The 26155-nt window shown below is 59.6% G+C and carries 22 protein-coding genes; 11 read left to right on the plus strand and 11 right to left on the minus strand.

Features of this window, described 5'->3' with window-relative positions:
- Nucleotides 1-72: 72 nt before the first annotated feature.
- The 3 genes from PSH69_RS06945 to PSH69_RS06955 all read right to left on the minus strand — a co-directional run bounded on the left by PSH69_RS06945 (nucleotide 73) and on the right by PSH69_RS06955 (nucleotide 3338).
- Nucleotides 73-1251, minus strand: a complete 1179-nt coding sequence (locus PSH69_RS06945) for a VWA domain-containing protein (protein WP_007934103.1) — start codon at nucleotides 1249-1251, stop codon at nucleotides 73-75.
- A gap of 21 nt (nucleotides 1252-1272) precedes the next feature.
- Nucleotides 1273-2118, minus strand: a complete 846-nt coding sequence (locus PSH69_RS06950; protein ID WP_018926745.1) for a MoxR family ATPase — start codon at nucleotides 2116-2118, stop codon at nucleotides 1273-1275.
- Nucleotides 2119-2261: 143 nt separating this feature from the next.
- Nucleotides 2262-3338, minus strand: coding sequence for a DUF748 domain-containing protein (locus PSH69_RS06955; RefSeq protein WP_305411486.1), 1077 nt, complete (start codon nucleotides 3336-3338; stop codon nucleotides 2262-2264).
- Nucleotides 3339-3464: 126 nt separating this feature from the next.
- Between PSH69_RS06955 and cysK the strand changes: the two genes are divergently transcribed.
- Nucleotides 3465-4439, plus strand: a complete 975-nt coding sequence (gene cysK, locus PSH69_RS06960; protein WP_018926743.1) for a cysteine synthase A — start codon at nucleotides 3465-3467, stop codon at nucleotides 4437-4439.
- 211 nt (nucleotides 4440-4650) lie between these two features.
- A complete protein-coding gene (locus tag PSH69_RS06965; protein ID WP_305411487.1) occupies nucleotides 4651-5589 on the plus strand; it encodes an aspartyl/asparaginyl beta-hydroxylase domain-containing protein in 939 nt (312 codons plus the stop codon).
- 107 nt (nucleotides 5590-5696) lie between these two features.
- On the opposite strand, the gene PSH69_RS06970 is transcribed toward PSH69_RS06965, so the two are convergent.
- The gene (locus PSH69_RS06970; RefSeq protein WP_305411488.1) at nucleotides 5697-6605 is read right to left on the minus strand and encodes a DMT family transporter; all 909 of its coding nucleotides are present in this window, start codon (nucleotides 6603-6605) and stop codon (nucleotides 5697-5699) included.
- A gap of 128 nt (nucleotides 6606-6733) precedes the next feature.
- Between PSH69_RS06970 and aceK the strand changes: the two genes are divergently transcribed.
- The 5 genes from aceK (at nucleotide 6734) to PSH69_RS06995 (ending at nucleotide 14837) form a co-directional block, all read left to right on the plus strand.
- Entirely contained in the window at nucleotides 6734-8455 is a 1722-nt protein-coding gene (gene aceK, locus PSH69_RS06975; protein WP_305411489.1) for a bifunctional isocitrate dehydrogenase kinase/phosphatase, read from the plus strand.
- A gap of 123 nt (nucleotides 8456-8578) precedes the next feature.
- A complete protein-coding gene (gene hrpA / locus PSH69_RS06980) occupies nucleotides 8579-12490 on the plus strand; it encodes an ATP-dependent RNA helicase HrpA (RefSeq protein ID WP_305411490.1) in 3912 nt (1303 codons plus the stop codon).
- A gap of 228 nt (nucleotides 12491-12718) precedes the next feature.
- Complete coding sequence (locus PSH69_RS06985; RefSeq protein ID WP_305411491.1) at nucleotides 12719-13840, plus strand: beta-ketoacyl-ACP synthase III; 1122 nt, start codon at nucleotides 12719-12721, stop codon at nucleotides 13838-13840.
- A gap of 155 nt (nucleotides 13841-13995) precedes the next feature.
- Nucleotides 13996-14607, plus strand: coding sequence for an RNA polymerase sigma factor (locus PSH69_RS06990; protein ID WP_096479682.1), 612 nt, complete (start codon nucleotides 13996-13998; stop codon nucleotides 14605-14607).
- Nucleotides 14601-14837 (plus strand): anti-sigma factor, encoded by a 237-nt coding sequence (locus PSH69_RS06995; protein WP_007934080.1) that lies wholly within the window; start codon nucleotides 14601-14603, stop codon nucleotides 14835-14837. The genes PSH69_RS06990 and PSH69_RS06995 overlap by 7 nt, the downstream gene beginning before the upstream one ends.
- Before the next feature lie 131 nt (nucleotides 14838-14968).
- Here the strand turns inward: PSH69_RS06995 and PSH69_RS07000 are convergent, their stop codons facing one another.
- The gene (locus tag PSH69_RS07000; protein ID WP_305411492.1) at nucleotides 14969-16291 is read right to left on the minus strand and encodes a putative porin; all 1323 of its coding nucleotides are present in this window, start codon (nucleotides 16289-16291) and stop codon (nucleotides 14969-14971) included.
- A 278-nt stretch (nucleotides 16292-16569) separates the two neighbouring features.
- Between PSH69_RS07000 and PSH69_RS07005 the strand changes: the two genes are divergently transcribed.
- Complete coding sequence (locus PSH69_RS07005; protein WP_019648024.1) at nucleotides 16570-17694, plus strand: GNAT family N-acetyltransferase; 1125 nt, start codon at nucleotides 16570-16572, stop codon at nucleotides 17692-17694.
- A gap of 34 nt (nucleotides 17695-17728) precedes the next feature.
- Here PSH69_RS07005 and aqpZ read toward each other — a convergent pair whose 3' ends face one another.
- From aqpZ to PSH69_RS07030, 5 genes are all read right to left on the minus strand, one after another.
- The gene (aqpZ, locus tag PSH69_RS07010) at nucleotides 17729-18427 is read right to left on the minus strand and encodes an aquaporin Z (RefSeq protein WP_018926734.1); all 699 of its coding nucleotides are present in this window, start codon (nucleotides 18425-18427) and stop codon (nucleotides 17729-17731) included.
- Between the two features lie 198 nt (nucleotides 18428-18625).
- Entirely contained in the window at nucleotides 18626-20458 is a 1833-nt protein-coding gene (locus PSH69_RS07015) for an ABC transporter ATP-binding protein (protein ID WP_019580788.1), read from the minus strand.
- Between the two features lie 88 nt (nucleotides 20459-20546).
- Nucleotides 20547-21110: a peptidylprolyl isomerase A gene (locus tag PSH69_RS07020; protein ID WP_007934039.1), complete on the minus strand. Its 564-nt coding sequence runs from the start codon at nucleotides 21108-21110 to the stop codon at nucleotides 20547-20549.
- A 3-nt stretch (nucleotides 21111-21113) separates the two neighbouring features.
- On the minus strand, nucleotides 21114-21917 hold the full coding sequence (locus PSH69_RS07025; protein WP_305411493.1) for an alpha/beta fold hydrolase: 804 nt from the start codon (nucleotides 21915-21917) through the stop codon (nucleotides 21114-21116).
- A 14-nt stretch (nucleotides 21918-21931) separates the two neighbouring features.
- Nucleotides 21932-22855, minus strand: a complete 924-nt coding sequence (locus PSH69_RS07030; protein WP_018926731.1) for a LysR family transcriptional regulator — start codon at nucleotides 22853-22855, stop codon at nucleotides 21932-21934.
- A gap of 49 nt (nucleotides 22856-22904) precedes the next feature.
- Here PSH69_RS07030 and PSH69_RS07035 point away from each other — a divergent pair, with 49 nt between their 5' ends.
- The 3 genes from PSH69_RS07035 to PSH69_RS07045 all read left to right on the plus strand — a co-directional run bounded on the left by PSH69_RS07035 (nucleotide 22905) and on the right by PSH69_RS07045 (nucleotide 25108).
- Nucleotides 22905-23234 (plus strand): hypothetical protein, encoded by a 330-nt coding sequence (locus PSH69_RS07035; RefSeq protein WP_007934049.1) that lies wholly within the window; start codon nucleotides 22905-22907, stop codon nucleotides 23232-23234.
- A 150-nt stretch (nucleotides 23235-23384) separates the two neighbouring features.
- A complete protein-coding gene (locus PSH69_RS07040; protein WP_305411495.1) occupies nucleotides 23385-23984 on the plus strand; it encodes an FMN-dependent NADH-azoreductase in 600 nt (199 codons plus the stop codon).
- A 257-nt stretch (nucleotides 23985-24241) separates the two neighbouring features.
- Nucleotides 24242-25108: a carboxylate/amino acid/amine transporter gene (locus PSH69_RS07045; RefSeq protein WP_019580786.1), complete on the plus strand. Its 867-nt coding sequence runs from the start codon at nucleotides 24242-24244 to the stop codon at nucleotides 25106-25108.
- A gap of 6 nt (nucleotides 25109-25114) precedes the next feature.
- On the opposite strand, the gene PSH69_RS07050 is transcribed toward PSH69_RS07045, so the two are convergent.
- Nucleotides 25115-26002, minus strand: coding sequence for a LysR family transcriptional regulator (locus PSH69_RS07050; protein WP_305411496.1), 888 nt, complete (start codon nucleotides 26000-26002; stop codon nucleotides 25115-25117).
- Nucleotides 26003-26155 lie beyond the last annotated feature (153 nt).

A 26155-nucleotide genomic window follows, 5' to 3' on the forward strand; every position in this document is an offset into this window, starting at 1 on the left:
GGGACGCGGAGCGTCCTTGGTTGCATTCCTTTGCTGCGCGTGGGAACGATCGATTACAGACAACAACAAACTTTATTTGGACAAAAACCGCATCCCTTCCTCCAACCCCCGCAACGTCAGCGGGTACATCTGATCATCGATCAAATCCCGCACGATGTTGGTCGACGAGGTGTAGCCCCAGGTGTCTTTCGGGTACGGGTTGATCCAGATGAGCTTCTTGTATTTTTCCTTGAAGCGCTGCATCCACACATAACCGGCTTCTTCGTTCCAGTGCTCGACACTGCCGCCGGCCTGGGTGATTTCATAGGGCGCCATGGCGGCGTCGCCGATGAAGATCACTTTGTAGTCGGCGCCGTACTTGTGCAGCAAGTCCTGGGTGGCGGTGCGCTCGGAGGTGCGGCGCATGTTGTTCTTCCACACCGATTCATAAATGAAGTTGTGGAAGTAGAAGTACTCCAGATGCTTGAACTCGGTCTTGCAGGCCGAGAACAACTCTTCGCAGATCTTCACGTGGGCGTCCATCGAGCCACCGATGTCGAACAGCAGCAACAGCTTGACGGTGTTGCGCCGCTCCGGACGCATCTGGATGTTCAACAACCCGGCATCGCGCGCGGTGTGGTCGATGGTGCCGTCGATGTCCAGTTCTTCCGCCGCGCCCTGACGGGCGAATTTACGCAAGCGACGCAGGGCGACCTTGATGTTGCGCGTGCCCAGTTCCACCGAATCGTCGAGGTTCTTGTACTCGCGCTGATCCCAGACTTTCACCGCCTTGCCCTGGCGCTTACCGGCATCGCCGACCCGAATGCCTTCCGGATTGAAACCGCCGGAGCCGAACGGGCTGGTGCCGCCGGTGCCGATCCATTTGTTGCCGCCGGCATGGCGTTCCTTCTGTTCTTCCAGGCGCTTCTTGAACTCTTCGATCAGCTTGTCCAGGCCACCGAGGGACTGGATCGCGGCCCGCTCTTCGTCGGTCAGGGAGCGTTCGAATTCCTTGCGCAGCCAGTCTTCGGGGATCAACGCCTGAAGGTGATCGTCGAGCTTTTCCAGACCGTTGAAGTAGGCACCGAACGCCCGGTCGAACTTGTCGAAATGCCGTTCGTCCTTCACCAGGATCGCCCGCGACAAGTAATAAAACTCGTCCATGTCGGCGAAGGTCACGCGTTGTTTCAGCGCGTTGATCAGGTCCAGCAGCTCACGCACCGAGACCGGCACCTTGGCTGCGCGCATTTCGTTGAACAGATTGAGCAGCATGGCGATCGCCCTTATTGGTACTTAGCGAGTGCCGCGACGGCTCATGAACGCCAGACGTTCAAGCAATTGCACGTCCTGTTCGTTCTTCACCAAGGCGCCTGCCAGCGGCGGAATAGCCTTGGTCGGATCGCGTTCGCGCAGCACCGCTTCGCCGATGTTGTCGGCCATCAGCAGTTTCAGCCAGTCCACCAGTTCGGAGGTCGAGGGCTTCTTCTTCAGGCCCGGCACTTTGCGCACGTCGAAGAACACGTCCAGCGCTTCGCTGACCAGGTCTTTCTTGATGTCCGGGTAGTGCACGTCGACGATCTTCTGCAGCGTGACGCGATCAGGGAAAGCGATGTAGTGGAAGAAGCAGCGGCGCAGGAAGGCGTCCGGCAGCTCTTTCTCGTTGTTTGAGGTAATGATGATGATCGGGCGCTTCTTGGCTTTGATGGTCTCGTCGATCTCGTAAACGTAGAACTCCATCCTGTCGAGTTCTTGCAGCAAGTCGTTGGGGAACTCGATGTCGGCCTTGTCGATTTCGTCGATCAGCAGAATCACCCGCTCTTCGGACTCGAAAGCCTCCCAGAGCTTGCCCTTTTTCAGGTAGTTGCGAACGTCGTGGACTTTGTCCACGCCCAGTTGCGAATCCCGCAGGCGACTGACCGCGTCGTACTCGTACAGGCCTTGATGCGCCTTGGTGGTGGACTTGATGTGCCAGGTAATCAACTTGGCGCCGAAGGACTCGGCCAGTTGCTCTGCGAGCATGGTCTTGCCGGTGCCTGGCTCGCCCTTGACCAGCAGTGGCCGCTCCAGGGTGATAGCGGCGTTGACCGCCAGCTTCAGGTCATCGGTGGCGACGTAGGCCTGAGTGCCTTCGAACTTCATCTGCTAATCCTCGAACGGTAACGCCGACCTGAACGGAACAGGGCGGGGCGCAATAGTTGTAGTGCCCGACTATAACGCGCTGCCCGGTCGACTGTGAACGCAGACGGGTTATTCAGTCTCTGAATGGGGCGTCACTTCGTGACTCATCCCGCATCCGGTTTGGGTCGTTCGTACTGGGCATTGAACGCCTGGATGAAACCGTTGCGTAAAATCTGTAAAAACGCCTCGAACGCGCTGATATTCCGCTGATGCACGTTGCCCTTGAGTTCGACGCGAGTGGCGAATTGGTTTTTCGCCTGGTTCTTCAATACATTCTGGGTGCCGCCGACGAGTGCTTCCCAAATGGAACGAAAAATCCCTTTGTCTTTGTTCTCCACGTCCTGTTGCCAATTGAACACTTCGACGTCCCGCAACAGTGGCTTGATGTAGCCGGTGAGTTGACCCTTATTGGCTTTGGCCTCGATGACCACGTCGCCATGGCCGGCATTGAAGTCGAACTTACCGTAGGCCGAAGCGAAGTCGTTCAGGCGTTTGAGTTCAAGGTCCCTGGCGCGCAGGCGGAACTCGAAGTCTTCGAAATTGCTCAGCGGATCGAACGTTGCCGTTGTTTCCAGCGGTGCATTCCCCGGTAACAGCGCCTTGCCATCAAAACGGGCATCGCGTTTGCCTTTGGTGTCGACCACATTGGTCAGGTTGTAAATGCTGGCATTCACCTGAGTAGCGTTCAGGTTCACGGGCGGTTTTGAATTGAAGTTGTGAAAGGTGACCCGGCCATCGTTGATCCGCACTTCGTTCAGGGTAATCGGCAGCAATTTTTCCAACTGTGCCCGCCAGTCGGTGCCCTGGCCAGTCTGGGAGTTTTTCTTGTTGGCGCCACCATCGACGAAGTTCACCTCGGGTTTGTCGAACTGCGCCTTGGCCACCACGGCGTGGTCGTACCAGAGCGAGTGCCAGCTGACGGAGAGGTCGATCAATGGCGCGTTGACGAACGGCACCGGGACCTTGCCCTCGACCTTGACGATTTTCAGCCCGTTGATTTTGTACGCGCCACGCCACAGGGCCAAATCCACGTCGGCAATCTGCCCGCGGTAGTCACCCATGTTGGCCAATCGCTCATTCAGGTAGTCACGCACCAGATAGGGCAGGGCGATGTGCAGGGCAACCAGCAATATAAAGAGGCCGGCGAGGGTCCACAGAGGCCAACTGTATCGACGCTTCATGGCAGCAAATCTCTGGCGGTATAAAGCGATTGACTGCTGTGCTAACCGGACGTTCGATTGACTGGACGACCTCGAGCAACAGGCATACCTTGGTGGGCTAATTCAACGCGGTATAAGGACCCAGCCATGAGCCGTATCTATGCTGACAACGCCCACTCCATCGGCAATACGCCGCTGGTGCAGATCAACCGTATCGCCCCGCGCGGTGTCACCATTCTGGCCAAGATCGAAGGGCGCAACCCCGGTTATTCGGTCAAGTGCCGCATCGGCGCGAACATGATCTGGGATGCTGAAAGCAGCGGTAAACTCAAGCCCGGCATGACCATCATCGAACCGACCTCGGGTAATACCGGTATCGGCCTGGCATTCGTTGCCGCCGCGCGTGGTTATCGGTTGATGTTGACCATGCCCGCGTCCATGAGCATCGAACGACGCAAGGTGCTCAAGGCCCTTGGCGCCGAACTGGTGTTGACGGAGCCGGCCAAGGGCATGAAAGGCGCGATCGAGAAAGCCGCCGAAATCCTCGCCAGTGATCCGTCCACTTACTTCATGCCGGGGCAGTTCGAAAACCCGGCCAACCCGGCCATCCACGAAAAAACCACCGGCCCGGAAATCTGGAACGACACCGACGGTGCAGTCGACGTGCTGGTGGCGGGTGTCGGAACGGGTGGAACCATCACCGGGGTTTCGCGGTATATCAAGAATACCCAGGGCAAACCGATTCTCTCGGTGGCAGTGGAGCCAATGGTGTCCCCGGTGATCACCCAGGCGATCGCCGGGGAAGAGATCAAACCGAGCCCCCACAAGATCCAGGGCATCGGCGCTGGTTTTGTGCCGAAGAACCTGGACCTGTCGATGGTCGACCGGGTGGAATTGGTCAGCGACGACGAATCCAAGGCGATGGCCCTGCGCCTGATGCAAGAAGAAGGGATTTTGAGCGGCATCTCTTGCGGCGCCGCCATGGCGGTGGCCGTACGCCTGGCCGAAACCCCGGAAATGCAGGGCAAGACCATCGTGGTGATCCTGCCCGACTCTGGCGAACGCTACCTGTCGAGCATGCTGTTCAGTGACTTGTTTACCGAACAGGAAAATCAGCAATAAGATTTTATGGCTGTTTTGAAGCCGATCAGGGGTTGATTCAGGTCAGCCCCCGTTCAGGAACCCTATGTTAAGAAGTGCTTTATTGCACAATCCTTAACACTGAATGTTGAGTAATACGGGTTTTTCCCGAGGCCGGTAGTGTTTATCATGGCCGACTGCCACGTCGGGTAAAAGGCGTTGTGCGGAGTTTCCTATTCTCAAGGAGTCGTAGATGAGCTTTTCCTTTGTCGCGAAGGCGTCGGTGTTGCTGCTGTTCCTCGGCAGCACGCTCTATGTGCATTTGCGTGGCAAGGCGCGTTTGCCGGTCCTGCGTCAGTTCGTCAATCACTCGGCCCTGTTCGCGCCCTATAACGCCTTGATGTACCTGTTCTCCGGTGTGCCATCCAAGCCCTATCTGGACCGCAGCAAGTTCCCGGAGCTCGACGTGCTCAAGGACAACTGGGAAGTTATCCGCGACGAAGCCATGCACCTGTTCGACGAGGGCTACATTCGCGCCGCCGAAAAGAACAACGACGCCGGTTTCGGTTCGTTTTTCAAGAAGGGCTGGAAGCGTTTTTACCTCAAGTGGTACGACAAACCGCTGCCGTCGGCCGAATTGCTCTGCCCGAAAACCGTCGAGCTGGTCAGCCGCATCCCCAATGTGAAAGGCGCGATGTTTGCCCTGTTGCCGGGCGGTAGCCACCTCAACCCGCACCGTGACCCGTTCGCCGGCTCCCTGCGTTATCACCTGGGGTTGTCGACGCCAAACTCCGACGATTGCCGCATCTTCGTTGACGGTCAGGTCTACGCCTGGCGTGATGGCGAAGACGTGATGTTCGATGAAACCTACGTGCACTGGGTCAAGAACGAAACCGAGCAAACCCGCGTCATCCTGTTCTGCGACATCGAACGCCCCTTGAGCAACCGCCTGATGACCCGCATCAACCGCTGGATCAGCGGCTGGCTGGGGCGTGCTACTGCGCCGCAGAACCTTGACGATGAGCGCGTTGGCGGGATCAACCAGGCCTATGCCTGGAGCAAGAGCTTCAGCGACAAATTCAGCGGTGTGGTCAAGCAGTGGAAGCGCCGCAACCCCAAGGCCTATCGCGTGCTGCGACCGGTGCTGGCGGTGGTGGTGTTGACGTTGTTGGGGTATTGGTTGTTCGGTTGAGGCCGACCATGGAATGAAAAAACCGCTCCTTGGGAGCGGTTTTTTTATGCGCGCTTGCTCATGAGCTCCGGGCCTTTTAGGTGATCCGACTTGCCTGCGAAGGCGTTTTATCGGGCAACCACCTCAACCGGCTTCACCACCGCCGGCTTCAACACCAGCCACAACGCCACCGCAATCAACACCCCGCCATACAGGTGGGCCATCGACAGCGGCTCATCCAGCAACAGCGCCCCCCACAATACCCCGAACGGCGGGATCATGAAGGTCACGGTCATCGACTTCACCGGGCCGATCGAGCTGAGCAAACGGAAGTAAACGATGTAGGCAAACGCGGTGCAGCCCAAGCCCAATCCCAGCAACGACAACCAGACACTCCAGCCGCCCCAGCTCGCCGGTGGCTGGCTGATCACGCTGTAGCCAAACAGTGGCAGCAACAACAACGTCGCGCCGAGCATGCTGCCCAAGGCCGAAAGGCGACTGTCGAGGCCGCCGGCGTGGTCGAGCCAGCGTCGGGCGAGGAACCCGGCAAAGCCATAACAGGTGGTGGCCATCAGGCACGCCAATGCGCCCATCAGCAGTTCCATATCGAACGCCACCGGGCCTGCACGGGTCAGGATGCCAACGCCGAACAGCCCGAGGAACACCCCGCCAAGCTTGGCGGCGGTCAGTTTTTCATGGAAGAACAAGCCGCCGATCAACACCCCCATCAACGGCGTGGTGGCATTGAAAATCGCCGAGTAACCGGCCGGCAACACTTGGGCGGCCACGGAGTAGAGGGTTGCTGGAATCCCGGAGTTGATCATCCCGAGCAGCATCACCGTCTTGAGTTTGCCTTTGAAATCCCAGCTGATGCGCATCAGCCCAAGGATTACCAGCAGCCCGACGGCGGCAATCGATACGCGAAAAAAAGCAGTGGGGATTGTGCCAATCACTGGGGCAATCACGCGCATGAACAGAAAGCTCGCCCCCCAAATGGCGGCAAGTGACAACAAACGCAGGATATTGACGGGGTTCACAGCACTTTCCTTCCTTGATTGGCGCGCAAGTGTCGCGCCAGTCGGGGTACAAGGCAATGGTTGCGTTGCGTCACACGGGGCCACTAAGCTCAGGCTCCAACGATAAGAACAGCCGCAGAGGTTTCACCATGCCGCAGCAATGGCCAGCCGCCGACATCGCCCGAATGATCCTCGATGGCTTTGACGATTACCGCGAGCATTTCCGTCAGATCACCGACGGCGCTCGAGCTCGCTTCGAGCAGGCCCAGTGGCAGGCGACACAAGTCGCGTCGGCGGCGCGGATCAACCTCTACGAAGAGAAAGTCGGCGAAACGGTCGGGCGCCTGCATCAGTCGTTCGCCGCCGATGTGCTGTTGGACGTCAGCAGCTGGCCGCTGGTCAAAAGTGCCTATATCAGCCTGATCGACCTGCGCTTTGACGATGAACTGTCCGAGACCTGGTACAACTCGATTTTCTGCGGGCTGTTCAGCCACGACCTGATCAGCGACGGCTGCATGTTCATCCACACCACGCGGCCAAGCCTGCGCCGCGCCCGGGCGGCGCAAACCCGCACCTACAAGCCCCATGGCCAGTTGTCCGGCATGCTCGCGAGTATTTTTACCGACTATCGCTTCAGCGAGGACTACGCCGATTTGCCCGGCGACCTGCGCCGCCTCGAAGCACAATTGCGCGAGAGCCTGCCGGATTGGGTCTGCAAGGACCCGGAGCTGAGTGTCGAGCTGTTTTCCTCGGTGCTTTACCGCAACAAGGGCGCCTATCTGGTGGGGCGCATCTTCACCCAGGACGATCAATGGCCACTGGTGATTCCGCTGCTGCACCGCGAAGGCCGGGGCATCCAGATCGATGCACTGATCACCGACGAGGCGGAGGTGTCGATCATCTTCTCCTTCACCCGTTCGTATTTCATGGTCGATGTGCCGGTACCGGCGGAGTTCATCGGATTTCTCAAACGCATCCTGCCAGGCAAACACATCGCCGAGCTTTACACCTCGATCGGCTTCTACAAGCATGGCAAGTCCGAGTTCTACCGGGCGCTGATCAATCACCTGGCCAACACCGACGACCAGTTCATCATGGCCCCCGGCGTGCGCGGGATGGTCATGAGCGTGTTTACGCTGCCGGGCTTCAATACCGTATTCAAAATCATCAAGGACCGCTTCTCACCGTCGAAAAACGTCGACCGCGCCACCGTGATCGAAAAGTATCGCCTGGTAAAAAGCGTCGACCGGGTCGGGCGCATGGCCGACACCCAGGAGTTCGCCGACTTCCGTTTCCCGTTGAGCAAGTTCGAACCGGCATGCCTGGAGGAGTTGCTTGAAGTGGCGCCGTCCACGGTGTCGGTGGAAGGCGATACGGTGCTGATCCGTCACTGCTGGACCGAACGCCGGATGACGCCGTTGAACCTTTATCTGGAACACGCCAACGAGGCGCAGGTGCGCGAGGCGCTGGAAGATTATGGCCTGGCGATCAAGCAACTGGCGGCGGCGAACATTTTCCCCGGCGACATGCTGCTGAAAAACTTTGGCGTCACCCGTCATGGTCGCGTGGTGTTTTATGACTACGACGAAATTTGCTTCCTGACCGAAGCCAACTTCCGCCACATCCCGCAACCGCGCACACCGGAAGACGAAATGGCCTCCGAACCGTGGTACTCGATCGGGCCACTGGACGTGTTCCCCGAGGAGTTTCCACCGTTCCTGTTTGCCGATTCCGGGCAGCGAAAGTTGTTCGATCAGTTGCACGGCGAGCTGTACAACGCCGATTACTGGAAGGGGCTGCAGGAAGCGATTCGGGCGGGGAAGGTGATTGATGTGTTTCCGTATCGGCGCAAGGGCCTGGATAACGAGTAGTCGGACTCTCACGACCCCGTAGCAGCCTCGCTGGGGCTCGACAGCTGCTACGGGGGATCTCGCTTGTCCCTTAAATCTGCGACAATCCGCCTCCTGCGCCACTAGACGACTTTTGCGTACCTGATGACTGACGAATCGCCTTCCATCGACAAACTGCTGAAAAACCTCGATCACGCCATGCTCGCCGACCGCCACCGGCTGCGGCGGCAGTTGCTTGAGCTGCGCAAGAAACCTGACGAGGCCAAGCTGGCCCAGTGGGTGACGCGCACACAAGCGTCCTGTGATCAGGTGTTGGCGCGGCGCGCCAGCCTGCCGGTGATTCGTTACGACGACAGCCTGCCGATCGCCGCCAAGCGCGACGAAATCAAAGCGGCGCTGCAAAAGCATCAGGTGCTGATCATTGCCGGCGAAACCGGTTCGGGTAAAACCACCCAGTTGCCGAAGATCTGCCTGGAAATCGGCCGCGGCCAGCACGGTCTGATCGGCCATACCCAGCCGCGTCGAATCGCCGCCCGCAGCGTGGCGAGCCGGGTCGCCGAAGAGCTGGCGACACCGTTGGGTGCGCTGGTCGGCTATCAGGTGCGGTTCGAGGACCAGAGCGATGCCAACACCCTGATCAAACTGATGACCGACGGCATCCTGCTGGCGGAAACCCAGAACGACCGCTACCTCGAACGCTACGACACGATCATCGTCGACGAAGCCCACGAACGCAGCCTGAACATCGACTTTTTGCTCGGTTACCTGAAAACCCTGCTACCCCGTCGCCCGGACCTTAAGGTCATCATCACCTCGGCCACCATCGACCTGGAGCGTTTCTCCAAACACTTCGATGACGCGCCGATTGTCGAAGTCTCCGGCCGCACCTTCCCGGTGGAAACCTGGTATCGCCCGCTGACCCTGGAGCAGGACGAGGAGGGCAACCGCGTCGAGGATGACCTGACCGTGGATCAGGCGATCCTGGCGACCCTCGACGAAATCGCCGCGTTCGAACGCAGTGAGCGCAAGAGCCCCGGCGACGTGCTGGTGTTCCTGCCCGGCGAGCGCGAGATTCGTGACGCGGCGGACATGCTGCGCAAGGCTCAGCTCAAGCACACTGAGATTCTGCCGTTGTATGCGCGGTTGTCGCCGGCCGAACAGCAGCGGATTTTCCAGTCGCATCCGGGGCGTCGAGTGGTTCTGGCGACCAACGTTGCGGAAACCTCGCTGACGGTGCCGGGCATTCGTTACGTGATCGACAGCGGCACCGCGCGCATCAGTCGTTACAGCTACCGCGCCAAGGTCCAGCGTTTGCCGATCGAAGCGATTTCCCAGGCCAGTGCCAACCAGCGTAAAGGTCGCTGTGGGCGGGTCGAGCCAGGGATTTGCGTGCGCTTGTACAGCGAAGAAGATTTCATCGGTCGCCCGGAATTCACCGACCCGGAAATCCTGCGGACCAACCTCGCGGCGGTGATTCTGCAGATGCTCCATCTGCGCCTCGGCGAGATCACTGATTTCCCGTTTATCGAACCGCCGGATGGCAAGGCCATCAGCGACGGTTTCAACCTGCTGCAAGAACTCTCGGCGGTGGATCGCAACAGCCAGCTGACCCCGCTCGGCCGGCAACTGGCGCGGCTGCCGGTGGACCCGCGCATGGGCCGCATGCTGCTGGAAGCGGCCAAGCTCGGCAGCTTGCAGGAAGTGCTGATTGTCGCCAGCGCCATGTCGATCCAGGACCCGCGCGAGCGTCCGCCGGAGCGTCAGCAAGCCGCCGATCAGGCCCACGCCCAGTGGAAAGACGTGGACTCGGACTTCGCCGGGCTGGTCAATCTGTGGCGAGGTTTTGAAGAACAGCGCCAAGCGTTGACGGCCAGTCCGCTGCGCAACTGGTGCCGCAAGAACTTCCTCAATTACTTGCGCCTGCGCGAGTGGCGCGATTCCCATCGCCAGTTGAGCCTGATCTGCCGCGACATGCAGCTGAGCCTCAACAAAGAGCCGGCGGATTACCCTAAGCTGCACAAAGCCGTGCTCTCGGGTTTGCTCAGCCAGATCGGCCAGAAAACAGAAGACGGCGATTACCTCGGTGCCCGTCAGCGACGCTTCTGGATTCACCCGTCGTCGGGCCTGGGCAAGAAACGCCCGCAATGGCTGATGACCGCCGAACTGGTAGAAACCACCAAGCTGTACGCGCGGATGGTCGCCAAGATCGACGCCGACTGGATCGAGCCGCTAGCCGGGCACCTGATCAAGAAAAATCACTTCGAACCCCATTGGGAGAAGAGGCGTGGGCAGGTCGTAGCCTTCGAGCAAATCACCTTGTTCGGGCTGATCGTAGTCGGACGCCGGCCGGTGCATTACGGTCCGGTCGACCCGGTGGTGTCCCGCGAGTTGTTTATCCGCGAAGCCTTGGTGCGTGGTGAGATTCAATCAAAAGCCAAGTGCCTGACGGCCAACAAGCAACTGCTGGAACAGCTCGACGAACTGGAAGCCAAGGCGCGTCGCCGGGACATTCTGGCCGACGAAGAAACCCTGTTCGCCTTCTACGATGCGCGCTTGCCGGCGGAGATCCACCAGACCGCGACCTTCGACAGTTGGTACCGGATCAACAGCCAGAAAGACCCGCAGCTGCTGATCATGCGCGAAGAAGACGTGCTGGCCCGCGAAGCCAGTGAAGTCACCGCCGCGCATTACCCCGACACCCTGCACATCGGCGACCTGGAACTGGCGCTGAGTTATCACTTTGAACCCAACCATCCGCGTGACGGCGTGACCTTGCGCGTGCCCGCGCCGCTGTTGCCGATGCTGCCGCCGGAACGTCTGGAATGGCTGGTGCCGGGGGTGATCGAAGCCAAGTGCATTGCGCTGGTGCGCAACCTGCCCAAGGCCCTGCGCAAGAATTTCGTGCCGGTGCCGGATTTCGTCAAAGCCGCGATGCAGCGCATGACTTTTGGCGAGGGCTCATTGCCTCTGGCGCTGGGCCGCGAGTTATTGCGCATGACCGGCGCACGGGTCAGCGATGAGGCCTGGGCCGAAGCGTCGCAGCAGGTCGAAAGCCATTTGCGGATGAACTTGGAAATCGTCGACGGCCAGGGCAAGTTCCTTGGCGAAGGGCGTGATCTGGCGGAGTTGACCGCGCGCTTTGCCGAGGCCAGCCAGGCCGCCTTGGCCGTGCCGCAAACCGCGAAAAGCCAGCAACCGGTGGAGGCGAAAGTCTTTGCCGCCGTCGCCGAGAAAACCCAACAGAAGATCGCCGGACTGTCGATGACGGTGTATCCGGCGCTGGTGGAAGAGGCCGGGACGGTCAAGGAAGGACGTTTCTCGACCCCGGCCGAAGCCGAGTTCCAGCATCGCCGGGCCTTGCAGCGCTTGCTGATGCAACAACTGGCGGAGCCGGCGAAGTTCTTGCGCGGCAAGTTGCCGGGGCTGACCGAGTTGGGCCTGATGTACCGCGAACTGGGGCGCATCGACAGTCTGGTGGAAGACATTCTGCTGGCCAGTCTGGACAGTTGCATCCTCGATGGCGAAGACCCGTTGCCACGCGATGGCGCCGCACTGGCGTCCCTGGCCGAACGCAAGCGCGGTGCCTGGACCGAGCACGCCGAGCGTCTGGCCAGGCTGACCCTGGAGATTCTCAAGCACTGGCACGGCCTGCAAAAACGCTTCAAGGGCAAGATCGACCTGGCGCAAGCCGTGGCCTTGAACGACATCAAGCAGCAGCTCAGCCATCTGGTGTACCCGGGGTTCGTGCGGGAAACGCCGATGCCGTGGCTCAAGGAACTGCCGCGTTACCTCAAGGCCGTCGAGCAGCGTTTCGAGAAACTCGGTGCCCAGGTGCAGAAGGACCGGGTCTGGAGCGGAGAATTGTCTGGCCTCTGGACCCAATACCAGACCCGCGCCAACAAACACGCCCAGGAAGGCAAGCGCGATCCGCAGCTGGAGCTTTATCGCTGGTGGCTGGAGGAATACCGGGTTTCGCTGTTCGCACAGCAATTGGGAACCAAGGTGCCGATCTCCGACAAGCGCTTGAGCAAGCAATGGACACAAGTCGAGCCCTGAACCCTGTGGGTGCGGGTATGAGTTCGACTCAGCAAAAGGCGCCAAAAGCCAGCGTTTATGGCAAACTTCGCGCCTATAAACGCCGGCCCCGCGGTTTTCAGCCTCCACGGGCCCAGGCGGATCGGAATAAAGCGATGCCAGGTTTGCGTCCGGAACCTGGAATAGACCCTTTGTGTGTTGGTACGTCGGTGCCAGCGCTTTCTGCCTGAACGGATTAGAGAAACGACCATGCATAACGTCGTCATCAGCGGCACCGGCCTGTACACCCCGGCCAACAGCATCTCCAACGAAGAGCTGGTGCAGTCTTTCAACGCTTACGTCGCGCAGTTCAACGCCGACAACGCCGAGGCCATTGCGCGCGGCGAAATCCAGGCATTGACCGAATCCAGCGCAGCGTTTATCGAAAAAGCCTCCGGCATCAAAAGCCGCTTTGTCATGGACAAAGAGGGCATCCTCGACCCGCAACGCATGGCGCCACGCTTGCCCGAGCGCTCCAACGACGAGTGGTCGGTGCTGTGCCAGATGGCCATTGGCGCGGCCGAGCAAGCCTTGCAGCGTGCCGGCAAGACCGCCGCTGACATCGATGGTGTGATCGTCGCCTGCTCCAACCTGCAACGCGCCTACCCGGCCATCGCCATCGAAGTTCAGGAAGCGCTGGGTATCCAGGGTTTCGGTTACGACATGAACGTGGCGTGCTCCTCGGCAACCTTCGGCATCCAGGCCGCCGCCAACAGCGTGCAACTGGGCCAGGCCCGGGCGATCCTGATGGTCAACCCGGAAGTCTGCACCGGTCACCTGAATTTCCGCGACCGCGACAGCCACTTCATCTTCGGCGACGCCGCCACCGCGGTGATCATCGAGCGCGCCGATCTGGCGACCTCCAAGTACCAGTTCGACGTGGTCAGCACCAAACTGCTGACCAAGTTCTCCAACAACATCCGCAACAACTTCGGCTTCCTCAACCGCGCCGCGGAAGAGGGCATCGGTGCCCCCGACAAGCTGTTCGTCCAGGAAGGCCGCAAGGTGTTCCGCGATGTCTGCCCGATGGTTGCCGAGCTGATCGCCACGCACCTGGAAGAAAACCAGCTCAACGTCAGTGACGTGAAGCGTTTCTGGCTGCACCAGGCCAACCTCAGCATGAACCACCTGATCGTCAAGAAGCTGCTGGGCCGCGAAGCCACTGAAGCAGAAGCCCCGGTGATTCTCGACACCTACGCCAACACCAGCTCCGCCGGTTCGGTGATTTCGTTCCACAAGAATCAGGACGATCTGGTCAGCGGTTCACTGGCCGTACTCAGCTCGTTCGGCGCTGGTTACTCGATTGGCAGCGTGATTCTGCGCAAACGTTGATCGAAGGGGTTGTTGTTCTTTCCTCTGGCTTGTGATGACTTTTCCTACATTCGAAATAGTCGGAAGGCTGTAATTTTCGGAAATTCCAGCAGGACGATGCCTACAAGCGAAGTCCTGCTGTTTTCATTTTCGAGGTCAGAACAAGGGGGTTGTTAATGGCGGCTGACGACGCGCAACTGCTTGAGCGCTTGCTGGCAGGTGAACAAAAGGCTTTCAAAGAGTTGGTCAGCACCTATCAGAACGCCATGCGTGCGGTGGCCTACGCTATTGTGGGCAACCGGCATGCCGACGAAATCGTTCAGGATGCCTGGCTATCGGTTGTGCGTAACCTGAGCGGATTCGAGGGACGTTCGAGCCTCAAGACCTGGCTGCTGACCATCACCGCCAACTCGGCCAAGAGCCGCTACAAGCAAAACCGCCGGGAAGTGTTGCTCGATGACCTGCCGTCGCCCCATGGCACGATCGATGATGATCGTTTTTCATCGAGCGATGGTCATTGGCTGGTGGCGCCGTTTGCCTGGCATCAGGACACGCCAGAGGCACTGTTGACTGAAAACGAACTGCGCGAATGCCTGGAGCACACGCTGCTCAGCCTGTCGGAACTGCAAAGCAGTGTTTTACTGTTGCGCGAGCGACAGGGGCTGGAGTTGGAGGAGATCTGTAATCTTCTGGAAATCTCGCTCTCCAATGTTCGTGTGCTGCTGCATCGGGCACGGTTGAAGGTCTTTGCGACCGTAGAACATTTTGAGGAAACCGGCGAATGCTGACCTGTAAGGAACAAGTGGCGCGCTCCAGTGATTATCTCGATGGCCAGTTGAGTTTTCGCGAGCGTCTGATGATGCGGCATCACTTGATGTTTTGCCCCAATTGTCGGCGTTTCATTCGGCAGATGCGGTTGATGCAGGCGACCTTGCGGGTGATGCCGCAGAAGCCGGTCGAGGATGTGGAGGCGCTGGCTGAGCGGCTGGCGGCGCAGCGGCGCAAAGATCGCTCCTGAAGAAAAGCACAGGCCGGCGCGGGTGAAACGAACGGATGATGGGGATCGTTGCCCCGCGCCAGACTGTTGAACCTCTTCAAACGACACGACCGGATGTAAACCGCATCGTTTGAAGTGTGTTGCTTCGCAGCTTAGAACTTCGCTTCCGCGTCCAGTTGCAGCGTGTTGGTGTTGGCATCGCGCTGGGTACGGCTGGAGAAGTCGGCTTTAGTCAGGAAGTAAGTGGCGCCGAGGGCGAAGTTCTTGTCGATGTCGTAACCGACTTTGAACTTGTGACCGCGAGAACCGGTGGTGCCGTTGGCGAAGTCCGAGTCGGTGAAGGCGCCGACCACGGCGTTACGCTGCACGTCGCGGTAGTTGTAGTCGAGGTTGAGGCCGAAGACTTTCGACTTGGCACCGACCAGCCAGGCAGTGTCCTGATCGGTCACGGCATCGTTGTTCTTCACATATTGGCCGTAGAACGACAGCGGCATCGGCAAGCCGCCGATATCGACCTGGCTGAAACCTTCATACAGGCGGAACTCGTTGTTGGCAGAGTTGCCGTTGACGGCCAGGGCGCACGGCGTGGAGGTGCCGGTGCAACGGCTGTCTTCGTCGTTCTGGTAGGCATAGACGCTGCCGCCGACGGTCAGTTTCAGGTTGTCGGTGATGGCGAAACGGCTGCCCAACTGGCCGGCGGTCAGACGCAGATCGTGACGAAATTGCACGCCTTCGCCGTCGACGTTGTCCTTGAGGTTGTAGTTGCCCAGGCTACCGAACAGTTCGGCACTGCTGCCCAGCGGGTATTTGTAGGTCACTGCCAGACCTTCCGGGTTGATGTCACTGTCCCAGATCACATCACCCATGCTGACCCACGGTTGCAGCATCTTGCCGCCGATCACATGCAGGTTTTTGATGGCGTCCGGGTGGTAGTCGATGTAGCCCAGATCCAGCCAGATCTGCTTCTTGTCGAAGTAGTTGTCCATGTCCTGGTTGGTCGAGCGAGCATCGTCACCGCCGCCGGTGGCAATGCGGATGCCGGTGTCCACTTGCGGGTTGATTTCGCTGTAGGCACCCAGACGGGCGCGGATGCGTTGACGATCCTTGTCACGGCCACCGTTGTTGGGTTCGCCGTCGATCTTGACCGTTTCCTGGCGTACGCGAACGTCGCCCTTGAACTGGGTCTTGGCGGCCCAGGCCAGTTTCTGGTCGAAGGCGCTCAACTCGTTGGCTTTCTTCGCGGCGACCGCTATTTGTTCGTTGGTCTCTTGCTGCGCCTGCTGCGCGATTTGCTGAGCCTTCTGATCCTTGGCCAGTTCGGCTTGCAGTTCAACGTACTGCGCCTGGGAAATAGAACCGTTAGCCTTGAGCATGTCGAGCAGTTTGGCGTCGACTGCGGCACTGGCCGGAACACTCATGGCCAGCAGCAGGCCACCACACAAGGCCGCCGCAGTTTTCGTGGAAGCAAGACGCATAGCAATCTCCGAAGATGAGAGGGATGGCTGAACCATCCTGGACACAACCGACGGTTGAAGGTCGGAAAACAGTGGCCGGGTAGAACCCGGCGCTCTAAAAACAGGCGCCAGTATCGCGATGGTTTATGACAGGTCAGTGGCGAAGTGATGGCAGGTCGATGACGATACAAACGTTTCCGAAATGCCCGATTCAGAGCCTTGTATCGGATTGACGCGTGTGGATGGCTCTGCGATCGGCGATACTCGCGGAGCTGTCACGCCAAGATGTGGAGAGGAAAATGCCGCTGCAACGTCTGCATACACTGTCGCAAATCGCAGCCCGTACCTGGGATGCCCTGGTGCCGGAGAATCAGCCGTTTCTGCGCCATGCGTTCCTCGGCTCACTGGAAGACAGCGGCAGCCTGGGCCCGCATTCCGGCTGGCAGCCCGAGCATCTGCTGCATGTCGAAGGCGAGCGCCTGATCGCCGCGCTGCCCAGTTACCGCAAATGGCACTCCTACGGCGAATACGTGTTCGACCATGCCTGGGCCGATGCCTGTGAGCGCGCTGGCATCGACTACTACCCCAAACTGTTGACGGCGGTGCCGTTCAGTCCGGTCAGCGGGCCGCGATTACTGGCGGCGACGATCGAGGACGGTTTCGAACTCTTGCAGAGCCTGCCGGGTTATCTGGAGATAGAAAAACTTTCCAGCGCCCATATCAATTTCACCGATCCGTTCACCGACGCCGCATTGGCCGAACAGCCAGGCTGGTTGCAGCGCATTGGCTGTCAGTACCACTGGCAGAATCGAGGTTATCGGGACTTTCAGGATTTCCTCGACGCCCTCAGTTCGCGTAAGCGCAAGCAAATGCGCAAGGAGCGTGAGCAAGTGGCGGGGCAGGGCATCGACTTCGAATGGCTGGAAGGCCGGCAGCTGACCCAGGCGCAGTGGGACTTCGTGTACGCCTGCTACGCCAATACCTACGCGGTGCGTCGGCAGACGCCTTACCTGACGCGGGAATTCTTCAGTCTGTTGGCCGAGCGCATGCCGGAGTCGATTCGCGTGGTGCTGGCCAAACAAGGCTCACGGCCGGTGGCCATGGCCTTCAGCCTGGTCGGCGGCGACAGCTTTTATGGCCGTTACTGGGGTTGCCTGGCGGAGTTCGATCGCCTGCACTTCGAGACCTGTTTCTATCAGGGTATGGATTACGCCATTGCCAACGGCTTTCAGCGTTTCGACGCCGGCGCTCAGGGCGAACACAAACTGATTCGTGGCTTTGAACCGGTGATCACCCATTCCTGGCATTACCTGCGCCATCCGGGCTTGAAGTCGGCGGTGAAAGACTTCCTCGAGCGCGAACGCGTCGGGGTGCTGGGGTATGCAGAAGAGGCGAAGACCGCCTTGCCTTACCGACAAGGTTGATCTTCGCCGTTGATTGCAGGCTCAGTCGCGCAGATTAACTGTCTTCTTTGCCCAGCCAGCGGTACATCACACCACCGATGACCGCCCCCAGAATCGGCGCCAGCCAGAACAGCCACAGTTGTTGAATCGCCCAACCACCGACAATCAGCGCCGGACCCGTACTGCGGGCCGGGTTGACCGAGGTGTTGGTGACCGGAATCGAGATCAGATGGATCAGGGTCAGCGCCAGGCCGATGGCGATGGGCGCCAGCCCGGCCGGGGCGCGTTTATCGGTGGCGCCGAGAATGATCAGGATGAACATGGCGGTCATCACCAGTTCACTGACAAACCCCGCCGCCATCGAGTAGCCACCTGGCGAGTGTTCGCCGTAGCCATTGGACGCCAGGCCGCTGGCCAGTTCGAAGCCGGGTTTGCCACTGGCGATGAAGTACAGCAAGGCCGCTGCGATGATCCCGCCAATCACCTGGGCGATGATGTAGGCGGGCAGTTCTTTGGCAGGGAAGCGTCCGCCGACGACCAGTCCGACCGAAACCGCAGGGTTTAGATGACAACCCGAGATGTGGCCGATGGCGAAGGCCATCGTCAGTACCGTCAAACCGAATGCCAGGGACACCCCGAGTAAACCGATCCCCACGTTTGGAAACGCTGCCGCCAGAACCGCACTGCCGCAACCCCCCAATACCAGCCAGAACGTACCTACCAATTCTGTAGCCGAACGTTTGAACAAAGACATAGCGAGTTTCCCTATCGAGATAACACTGTCGTTGTGCATCCGGTAGATGGACTACAGAACCATCTCCAGTACTCTGGCTGAGTACAGCAGGGTTTTTACGGAATTCCAGTGACCATAAAAACCGCCAGAGCCCGTGGTTTGCGGGTTCTGGCGGTTTCTGGTGTTCTTCTGTGTGGCTGATGGCGCCAAGATCGCGGCTCAATCGATCCCGACAAACCCGCCGGTCTGGTGCTGCCACAACCGTGCATACAAGCCGCCATGGGCCAGCAGTTCGGCGTGGCTGCCGGTTTCGGCGATCTTGCCGTTTTCCAGCACCACCAACCGATCCATCCGGGCAATGGTCGAGAGACGGTGAGCGATAGCGATCACGGTTTTGCCCTGCATCAGGGTTTCGAGGCTTTCCTGGATTGCTGCTTCGACTTCCGAGTCCAGCGCCGAGGTCGCTTCGTCCATGATCAGGATCGGCGCGTCCTTGAGCAGCACCCGGGCGATGGCAATCCGCTGACGCTGGCCACCGGAGAGTTTCACCCCGCGCTCACCGACATGGGCATCGAAACCGGTGCGGCCTTCGGAGTCCGACAGCAGCGGGATGAACTCGTCGGCACGGGCCTTGTGCACCGCTTCCCAGAGTTCGGCGTCGGTGGCGTCGGGTTTGCCATACAGCAAATTGTCGCGGATCGAGCGGTGCAGCAGAGAGGTGTCCTGGGTGATCATGCCGATGCGTTCGCGCAGGCTTTCCTGCCCGACTTCGGCGATGTTCTGGCCGTCGATGAGGATCCGCCCGCCCTGCACGTCATACAGGCGCAGCAGCAGGTTGACCAACGTCGATTTGCCGGCGCCGGAGGGGCCAATCAGGCCGATTTTTTCGCCGGGCTTGATGGTCAGGTTGAGGTCGCCGATGATCCCGCTCTTCTTGCCGTAGTGGAAATCGACGTGTTCGAAACGCACCTCGCCACGGGCCACCGCCAAGGGTTTTGCCTGTTCGCGGTCGGTGACGCTGACCGGTTGGGCGATGGTCTGCAAACCGTCCTGGACCATGCCGATGTTTTCGAAAATGCCGTTGACCACCCACATGATCCAGCCGGACATGTTGACGATGCGGATCACCAGCCCGGTGGCCAAGGCAATCGCGCCCACGCTGATCAGCGACTGCGTCCACAGCCACAGGGCCAGCCCGGTGGTGCCGACGATCAAGAGGCCGTTCATGCTGGTGATGACCACGTCCATGCTGGTGACCACGCGGCCGGCCAGTTGGGCTTTTTCGGTTTGTTCCGCGATGGCTTCGCGGGCGTACTGCTGTTCGAAGTTGGTGTGGGCGAACAGCTTGAGGGTTGTGATGTTGGTGTAGCCGTCGACGATCCGCCCCATGAGTTTGGAGCGTGCATCGGAAGACACCACCGAACGCTCCTTCACCCGCGGCACGAAGTAGTAGAGCGCGCCGATGTAGGCAGCGATCCAGATCAGCAGCGGGATCATCAGGCGCCAGTCGGCTTCGGCGAACAGCACCAGCGAGCTGATCGCGTAGATCAGCACGTGCCACAGCGCATCCACCGCTTGCACGGCAGAATCGCGCAGGGAGTTGCCGGTTTGCATGATGCGTTGGGCGATGCGCCCGGCGAAGTCGTTCTGGAAGAAATTCAGGCTCTGTTTGAGCACGTAACTGTGGTTCTGCCAGCGGATCAGGCTGGTCATGCCGGGACTCAAGGTCTGGTGCACCAGCATGTCATGCAGGGCGAGGAACAAGGGGCGCAGGATCAGCGCTACCGCCGCCATCCAGGCCAATTCCACGCCGTGGACCTTGAAGAAGTCGACGTTGGATGTGCTCTGGGTCAGGTCGATGATGCGACTCAGGTAGCTGAACAGCGCCACTTCGATCAGCGCGCCGAACAGGCCGACGACCAACAAAACGGCGAAGATTGGCCAGACCTGCTTGAGGTAGTAGGTATAGAAAGAGAGAACCCGGCTCGGTGGAGCCGCCGTCGGGGCGTCGCGGAAAATGTCGATCAGTTTTTCGAAACGGCGATAAAGCATCGGTTCTCCGCCCGCGTACGGGCTCTCCTTTAAACGATATGAGCGGCGCCGGATATCGGCCGGCCACCGCTCAAGACTGCCGGTGTACTCAGTCGATGCGCTTGGCCGACTTGATCAGCACCGGGTCGACAGGCACGTTCTGCATGCCTTGTTTGGTGGTGGTCTGAGAGTTGACGATGATGTCCACCACGTCCATGCCCTTGACCACTTTGGCGAAGACGGCGTAACCGGCGTCGCGACCCGGATCGAGGAAGGCGTTGTCGGCCACGTTGATGAAGAACTGGCTGGTGGCCGAATCCGGGTTCGAAGTACGCGCCATCGACAGCGTGCCACGCACGTTATGCAGGCCGTTGCTGGCTTCGTTTTTGATCGGTGCCTTGGTTTCCTTCTGTTGCATCTGTGCAGTGAAACCACCGCCCTGAGCCATGAAACCTGGAATCACACGGTGAAAAATCGTGTTGTTGTAGAAGCCACTGTCGACGTACTCAAGGAAGTTCTTGGTACTGATCGGCGCCTTGACCGGGTCCAGTTCGATTTCGATCTGGCCGTTGGTGGTCTCCAGCAGCACGTGCGGTGCCTTGGCCGGCGTGGCGGCCATCAGGTTGGCGGCAAACAGAACGGAGCCGGCGACGAGGGCGATTTTTTTCAGCATGGGTCAGTGATCCTGAGTGGTGGTGTCGACTGCGGTGAGAAACTCGAGCAGCGTTTGGTTGAAGCGTTCGGGTTGATCCAGCGGGGTGGCGTGGCGCGAATCGGCGATCACCACCAGCCGCGCATCGGGCAGCAATTTTACATAGTCTTCTTTCACCGAGACCGGGGTGTAGTCACGGTCGGCGCTGACGACGAGGGTTGGACACGAAACCCTGGAAAGTCGTTCCTGAACCCCCCAGCCAACGATGGCATCGAAGCTGGCGAGATAAGCATGTTTGTCGTTTCTTGCCCAGCGCGCCGCTATTTTTTGTCGTAACGAAGCTTGTTCCGGCTTGGGAAACAGTTTGGCGCCCAGGGCCTTGCCGATGGTGCCCATGCTCAGCACGCGCATCAGGCTCCAGCGTTTGAACCACTGCCAATAGTCGTTGCGGCTGCGCCGTTTGACCTCGGGCGCGCTGTTGACGATGCACAGGCTCTTGAGCAGTTGCGGCTGGTCCACCGCCAGTTGAAAAGCGATCATGCCACCCATCGAAAGCCCCACAAGATGTGCAGGGCCAAGGTTCAAGTGTTCGATCAGCGCGATCAGGTCGGCGCTGAACCCGGCGATGCTGTAGCGCTCGCGGGGTTTGTCGGAGCGCCCGTGGCCGCGCACATCCGGCACGATCACCCGATGGTGGGCGGCGAGCGCCGGGATCTGCATTTCCCAGTCCTGGGTGCTGGAGCCCAACCCGTGAACCAGCAGCAACGGAGTGCCGTGGCCATATTCCTCATAGTGCAGGTTGCAACCTTCATGTTCGAAATAGGCCATGGGTACACTCCGTGTCAGGCTTGTTCGGGCGCGGCGAAGGGCGCATCCAGCGGCGCGGTGTCAAAGGTGCGCAGCAGTTCGATGAGAATCTGCGTGGCCGGGCCCAAGGGTTTGTCCTTGTTCGAATACAGATAGAAACTCGGGTTGCGGCTTCCGCCCTGATCCAACGGTAGCACTTTGAGCGTGCCTTCTTTGAGTTCGCGCTCGATCATGTGCCGGGGTAGCCAGGCGAAGCCCAGACCGCTGCTGACGAAGGTCGCGGCAGTGGCCAGGCTGCCGACGGTCCAGCGCTGTTCGGCACCGAGCCAGCCGACATCTCGCGGTTGCTGACGGCCGGAGTCGCGGATCACCACTTGCATCTGGCTTTCCAGGTCCTGGAAGCTCAGCTCGCGATTCAGACGATGCAGGGCATGTTCGGGGTGGGCGACCGCGATGAATTCGACATCGCTCAGCTCCGCGCCCAGGTAGCCGGGAATACTGAAACTGGTGATGGCCAGATCGGCCACGCCTTCGAGCAATACTTCTTCCACCCCCGATAACACTTCTTCGCGCAGCCGCACCCGGCAGCCACGACTTTGCGGCATGAACGCGGTCAAGGCGCGGACGAGGCGGGCGCTCGGGTACGCGGCGTCGACCACCAGTCGCACCTCCGCTTCCCAGCCTTGTTCCATGTGGTGGGCCAGGTCTTCCAGTTGGCTGGCCTGTTTCACCAGTTGCCGGGAGCGGCGCAGCAGCACGCCGCCGGCCTCGGTGAGCACCGCTTTACGGCCATCGATGCGCAACAGCGGTACGCCGAGTTGGTCCTGCATGCGCGCTACGGTGTAGCTGACCGACGATTGCGAACGGTGCAGCACTTCGGCGGCCTGGGCGAAACCGCCGTGATCGACCACGGCCTGCAACGTTCGCCATTGATCAAGGGTCACGCGGGGCGCTTTCATGTTGAGCTCCTCTTGTCCTAAGCTGGCAGTTCTTATTGGAGACTGCCGAATGAAAAAAATCTGTTGTGTGATGGCGGGGTGTGCGGTGTTGGCGATGTTGCCTCTGACTGCGTTTGCCTATCCGATCGATGTCAATAAACAGCTCAACGGTTTGAAGGTCGACTACAACGCCTACGACACGGACGCCGACATCGGCTCCATTCAGGTCAACAACTACGGCGACACCGACGTCACTTGCAAAGTGGTTTTCAATAACGGCCCGGAAGCGCCACGCACCCGCAAGATCGACGTACCCGCCGGCAAACACAAAAACGCCACGGCCAAGTTCACCCGCACCATCATCAAGCTGCGTATCGACCTGACTTGCACCCCGAAATGACCTCAAGCGGAGCACGTCGGCTGGGCATGCTTCGCTTATAAACGAATTTATCGATGCTTTATAGCAGTTATTTGCGCTTTTTCATCGATATGACTCTGTTTAACCTTCACTCCATCGACCTACAGCATTCTCAGATGGAGGCTACATCCCATGTCCCGCGTTCTGATCATCGAAAGCAGCGCCCGTCAGCAAGACTCGGTTTCCCGCCAGCTGACCCAGACCTTCATCAGCCAGTGGAAAGCCGCACACCCGGCCGACCAGATCACCGTCCGTGACCTGGCCGTCAACCCGGTGCCGCACCTGGACATCAACCTGCTGGGCGGCTGGATGAAACCTGTCGAACAACGCAACGAGATCGAACAGGCCTCGCTGGAACGCTCCAACCAATTGACCGACGAACTGCTGGCCGCCGACGTGCTGATGATGGCAGCGCCCATGTACAACTTCGCGATTCCGAGCACCCTTAAAGCCTGGCTCGACCATGTGCTGCGTGCCGGCGTGACCTTCAAATACACCGAAACCGGCCCGCAAGGTTTGCTCAGCGGCAAGCGCGCCTACGTGCTGACCGCTCGCGGCGGGATCTACGCCGGCAGCACCGCGGATCATCAGGAACCTTACCTGCGTCAAGTCATGGGCTTCATCGGCATCCACGACGTCACGTTCATTCACGCCGAAGGCATGAACCTGGGCGGCGACTTCCAGGAGAAAGGCCTGAACCAGGCCAACGCCAAGCTTGCTCAGGTCGCCTGAGTCGTTAATCGCCAGATAATCGCTGGATGGTCTAGTGACCTGGCGCAACCCTTCAAGCCTGCACGCGCATCGAACCTCCCTTTGCACTTATTGCTCCTGAGTGCTCTAGCCCGATTGAACGCTTTAGCGAGATCGGGCTTTTTTTTGCCTGGGATTTAGTGGGCGCTGATCCTGTGGGAACGGGCTTGTTGTTGGCCGACCGTTCGCGATAACGGGCAAAAACCGCTATCGTCGCCGCCATTCAAAACGAGGCGAGCATGGGCTATCTACTTTTTGTCACGCTGATCCAGGCGTTTTCCTTCAGTTTGATCGGCGAGTACCTGGCCGGTCATGTCGACAGCTACTTCGCGGTGCTGGTGCGAGTGCTGCTGGCGGGGCTGGTGTTCATTCCGCTGACACGCTGGCGTTCGGTCGAGCCGGCATTCATGCGCGGGATGTTGTTGATCGGCGCGCTGCAGTTCGGTGTGACCTATGTCTGTTTGTATTTGAGCTTCCGCGTGCTGACGGTGCCGGAGGTGTTGCTGTTCACCATCCTCACGCCGCTGCACGTGACCCTGATCGAAGACGCGCTGAACCGGCGCTTCAATCCGTGGGCCTTGATCGCGGCATTGGTGGCCGTGGCGGGTGCGGCAGTGATTCGCTACGACCGGATCAATCCGGACTTCTTCATGGGCTTTTTGTTGCTGCAACTGGCCAACTTCACCTATGCCGCCGGGCAGGTGCTCTATAAACATCTGGTGGCCCGCCATCCGAGCGATCTGCCGCATTACCGGCGATTCGGCTACTTCTATCTGGGCGCATTGGCGGTGGCGTTGCCGGCATTTCTGCTGTTCGGCAAACAGAACTTCCTGCCCGAAGCGCCGCTGCAATGGGGCGTGCTGCTGTTCCTCGGACTGGTCTCGACCGCGCTGGGCTTGTACTGGTGGAACAAGGGCGCGTGCCTGGTGAATGGCGGGACGCTGGCGGTGATGAATAATCTGCATGTGCCGGTGGGGTTGCTGATCAATTTGCTGATCTGGAATCAGCATGAAGAGTTGGGGCGGTTGTTGTTGGGTGGATCGGTCATTCTGGCGGCGGTGTGGATCAGCCGGTTGGGTGTACGCCAACCCGTCATTGCACACTAAACCGGGTTAATTCGGCGCCAACTGCGTCACCAGAAACTCAATAAACGCCCGGGTCTTTTGCGGTACGCGACGCGAGGAAGGGTAAACCGCGTTGATGGTAATCGCTGGTGCCTGCCACTCGCACAGCACCGGCACCAGCCGGCCTGCCGCCAACGCGTCTTCCACAATGAAATCAGGCAGCAGGGCGATGCCCATCCCGGCTTCGGCGGCCTGAGCGAGCAAGTCGCCGTTGTTGGCGTGCAACGGGCCGGAAACGTTGACCCGTTGCGTCTCCTTGCCATTGCACAACTGCAGGCTCACGCCGCTTTGCAGATACCCGTAATTCAGGCATTGATGCGCGCGCAAGTCTTGCGGGGTCCGCGGTATGCCTGCACGCGCCAGATAGGCGGGGGAGGCCACCATGATCCGCGGTGCCGGTGCCAGTTGCCGGGCGATCATGGTCGAGTCTGGCATGCTGGCGATGCGAATCGTCACATCGAAGCCGCCACGCACTGGATCGACCTGTTGATCGCTGAGCACCAGTTGAAGCTCGATGTTCGGATGCTGCTCATGGAACAGCGGAATCAACCGTCCAAGGCGATGCAGGCCGAACGACATCGGCGCATTCACCCGCAACACCCCACGTAGCTCGCCGATGCCGTCTCGAGCGCGCTGCTCGGCCTCGTCCAGCGCGGACAACACCTCCCGCGCCGCCTCGAAATACTCGGCGCCAGCCTCGGTCAAGTGCAGGCTGCGCGTGGTGCGCTGCAGCAATTGCACGCCGATTGCTTCCTCCAACGCCTGAATCTGTTTACTCACCTTTGATCGCGGCACGTCCATCGCGCGAGCGGCAGCTGCGAAGCCGTTCTCGCCAACCGTCACGACAAAGGCGCGCATGCATTCGATCCGATCCACGATTGTCCCTTTTTTAGAATCAATTATTCTCGATTTTAGGGAATTGTCCCTTTTTTATCTAGCCCGTAAAGTTACTTCCAAGCCAGCAAGCAAACAGCTTGAGGCAAGTGACTCACCCAATACTCATTAAACAAATCGACATCAAAAGGAACG

It is taken from the genome of Pseudomonas sp. FP1740 (genome assembly GCF_030687165.1).
Lineage (GTDB): Bacteria > Pseudomonadota > Gammaproteobacteria > Pseudomonadales > Pseudomonadaceae > Aquipseudomonas.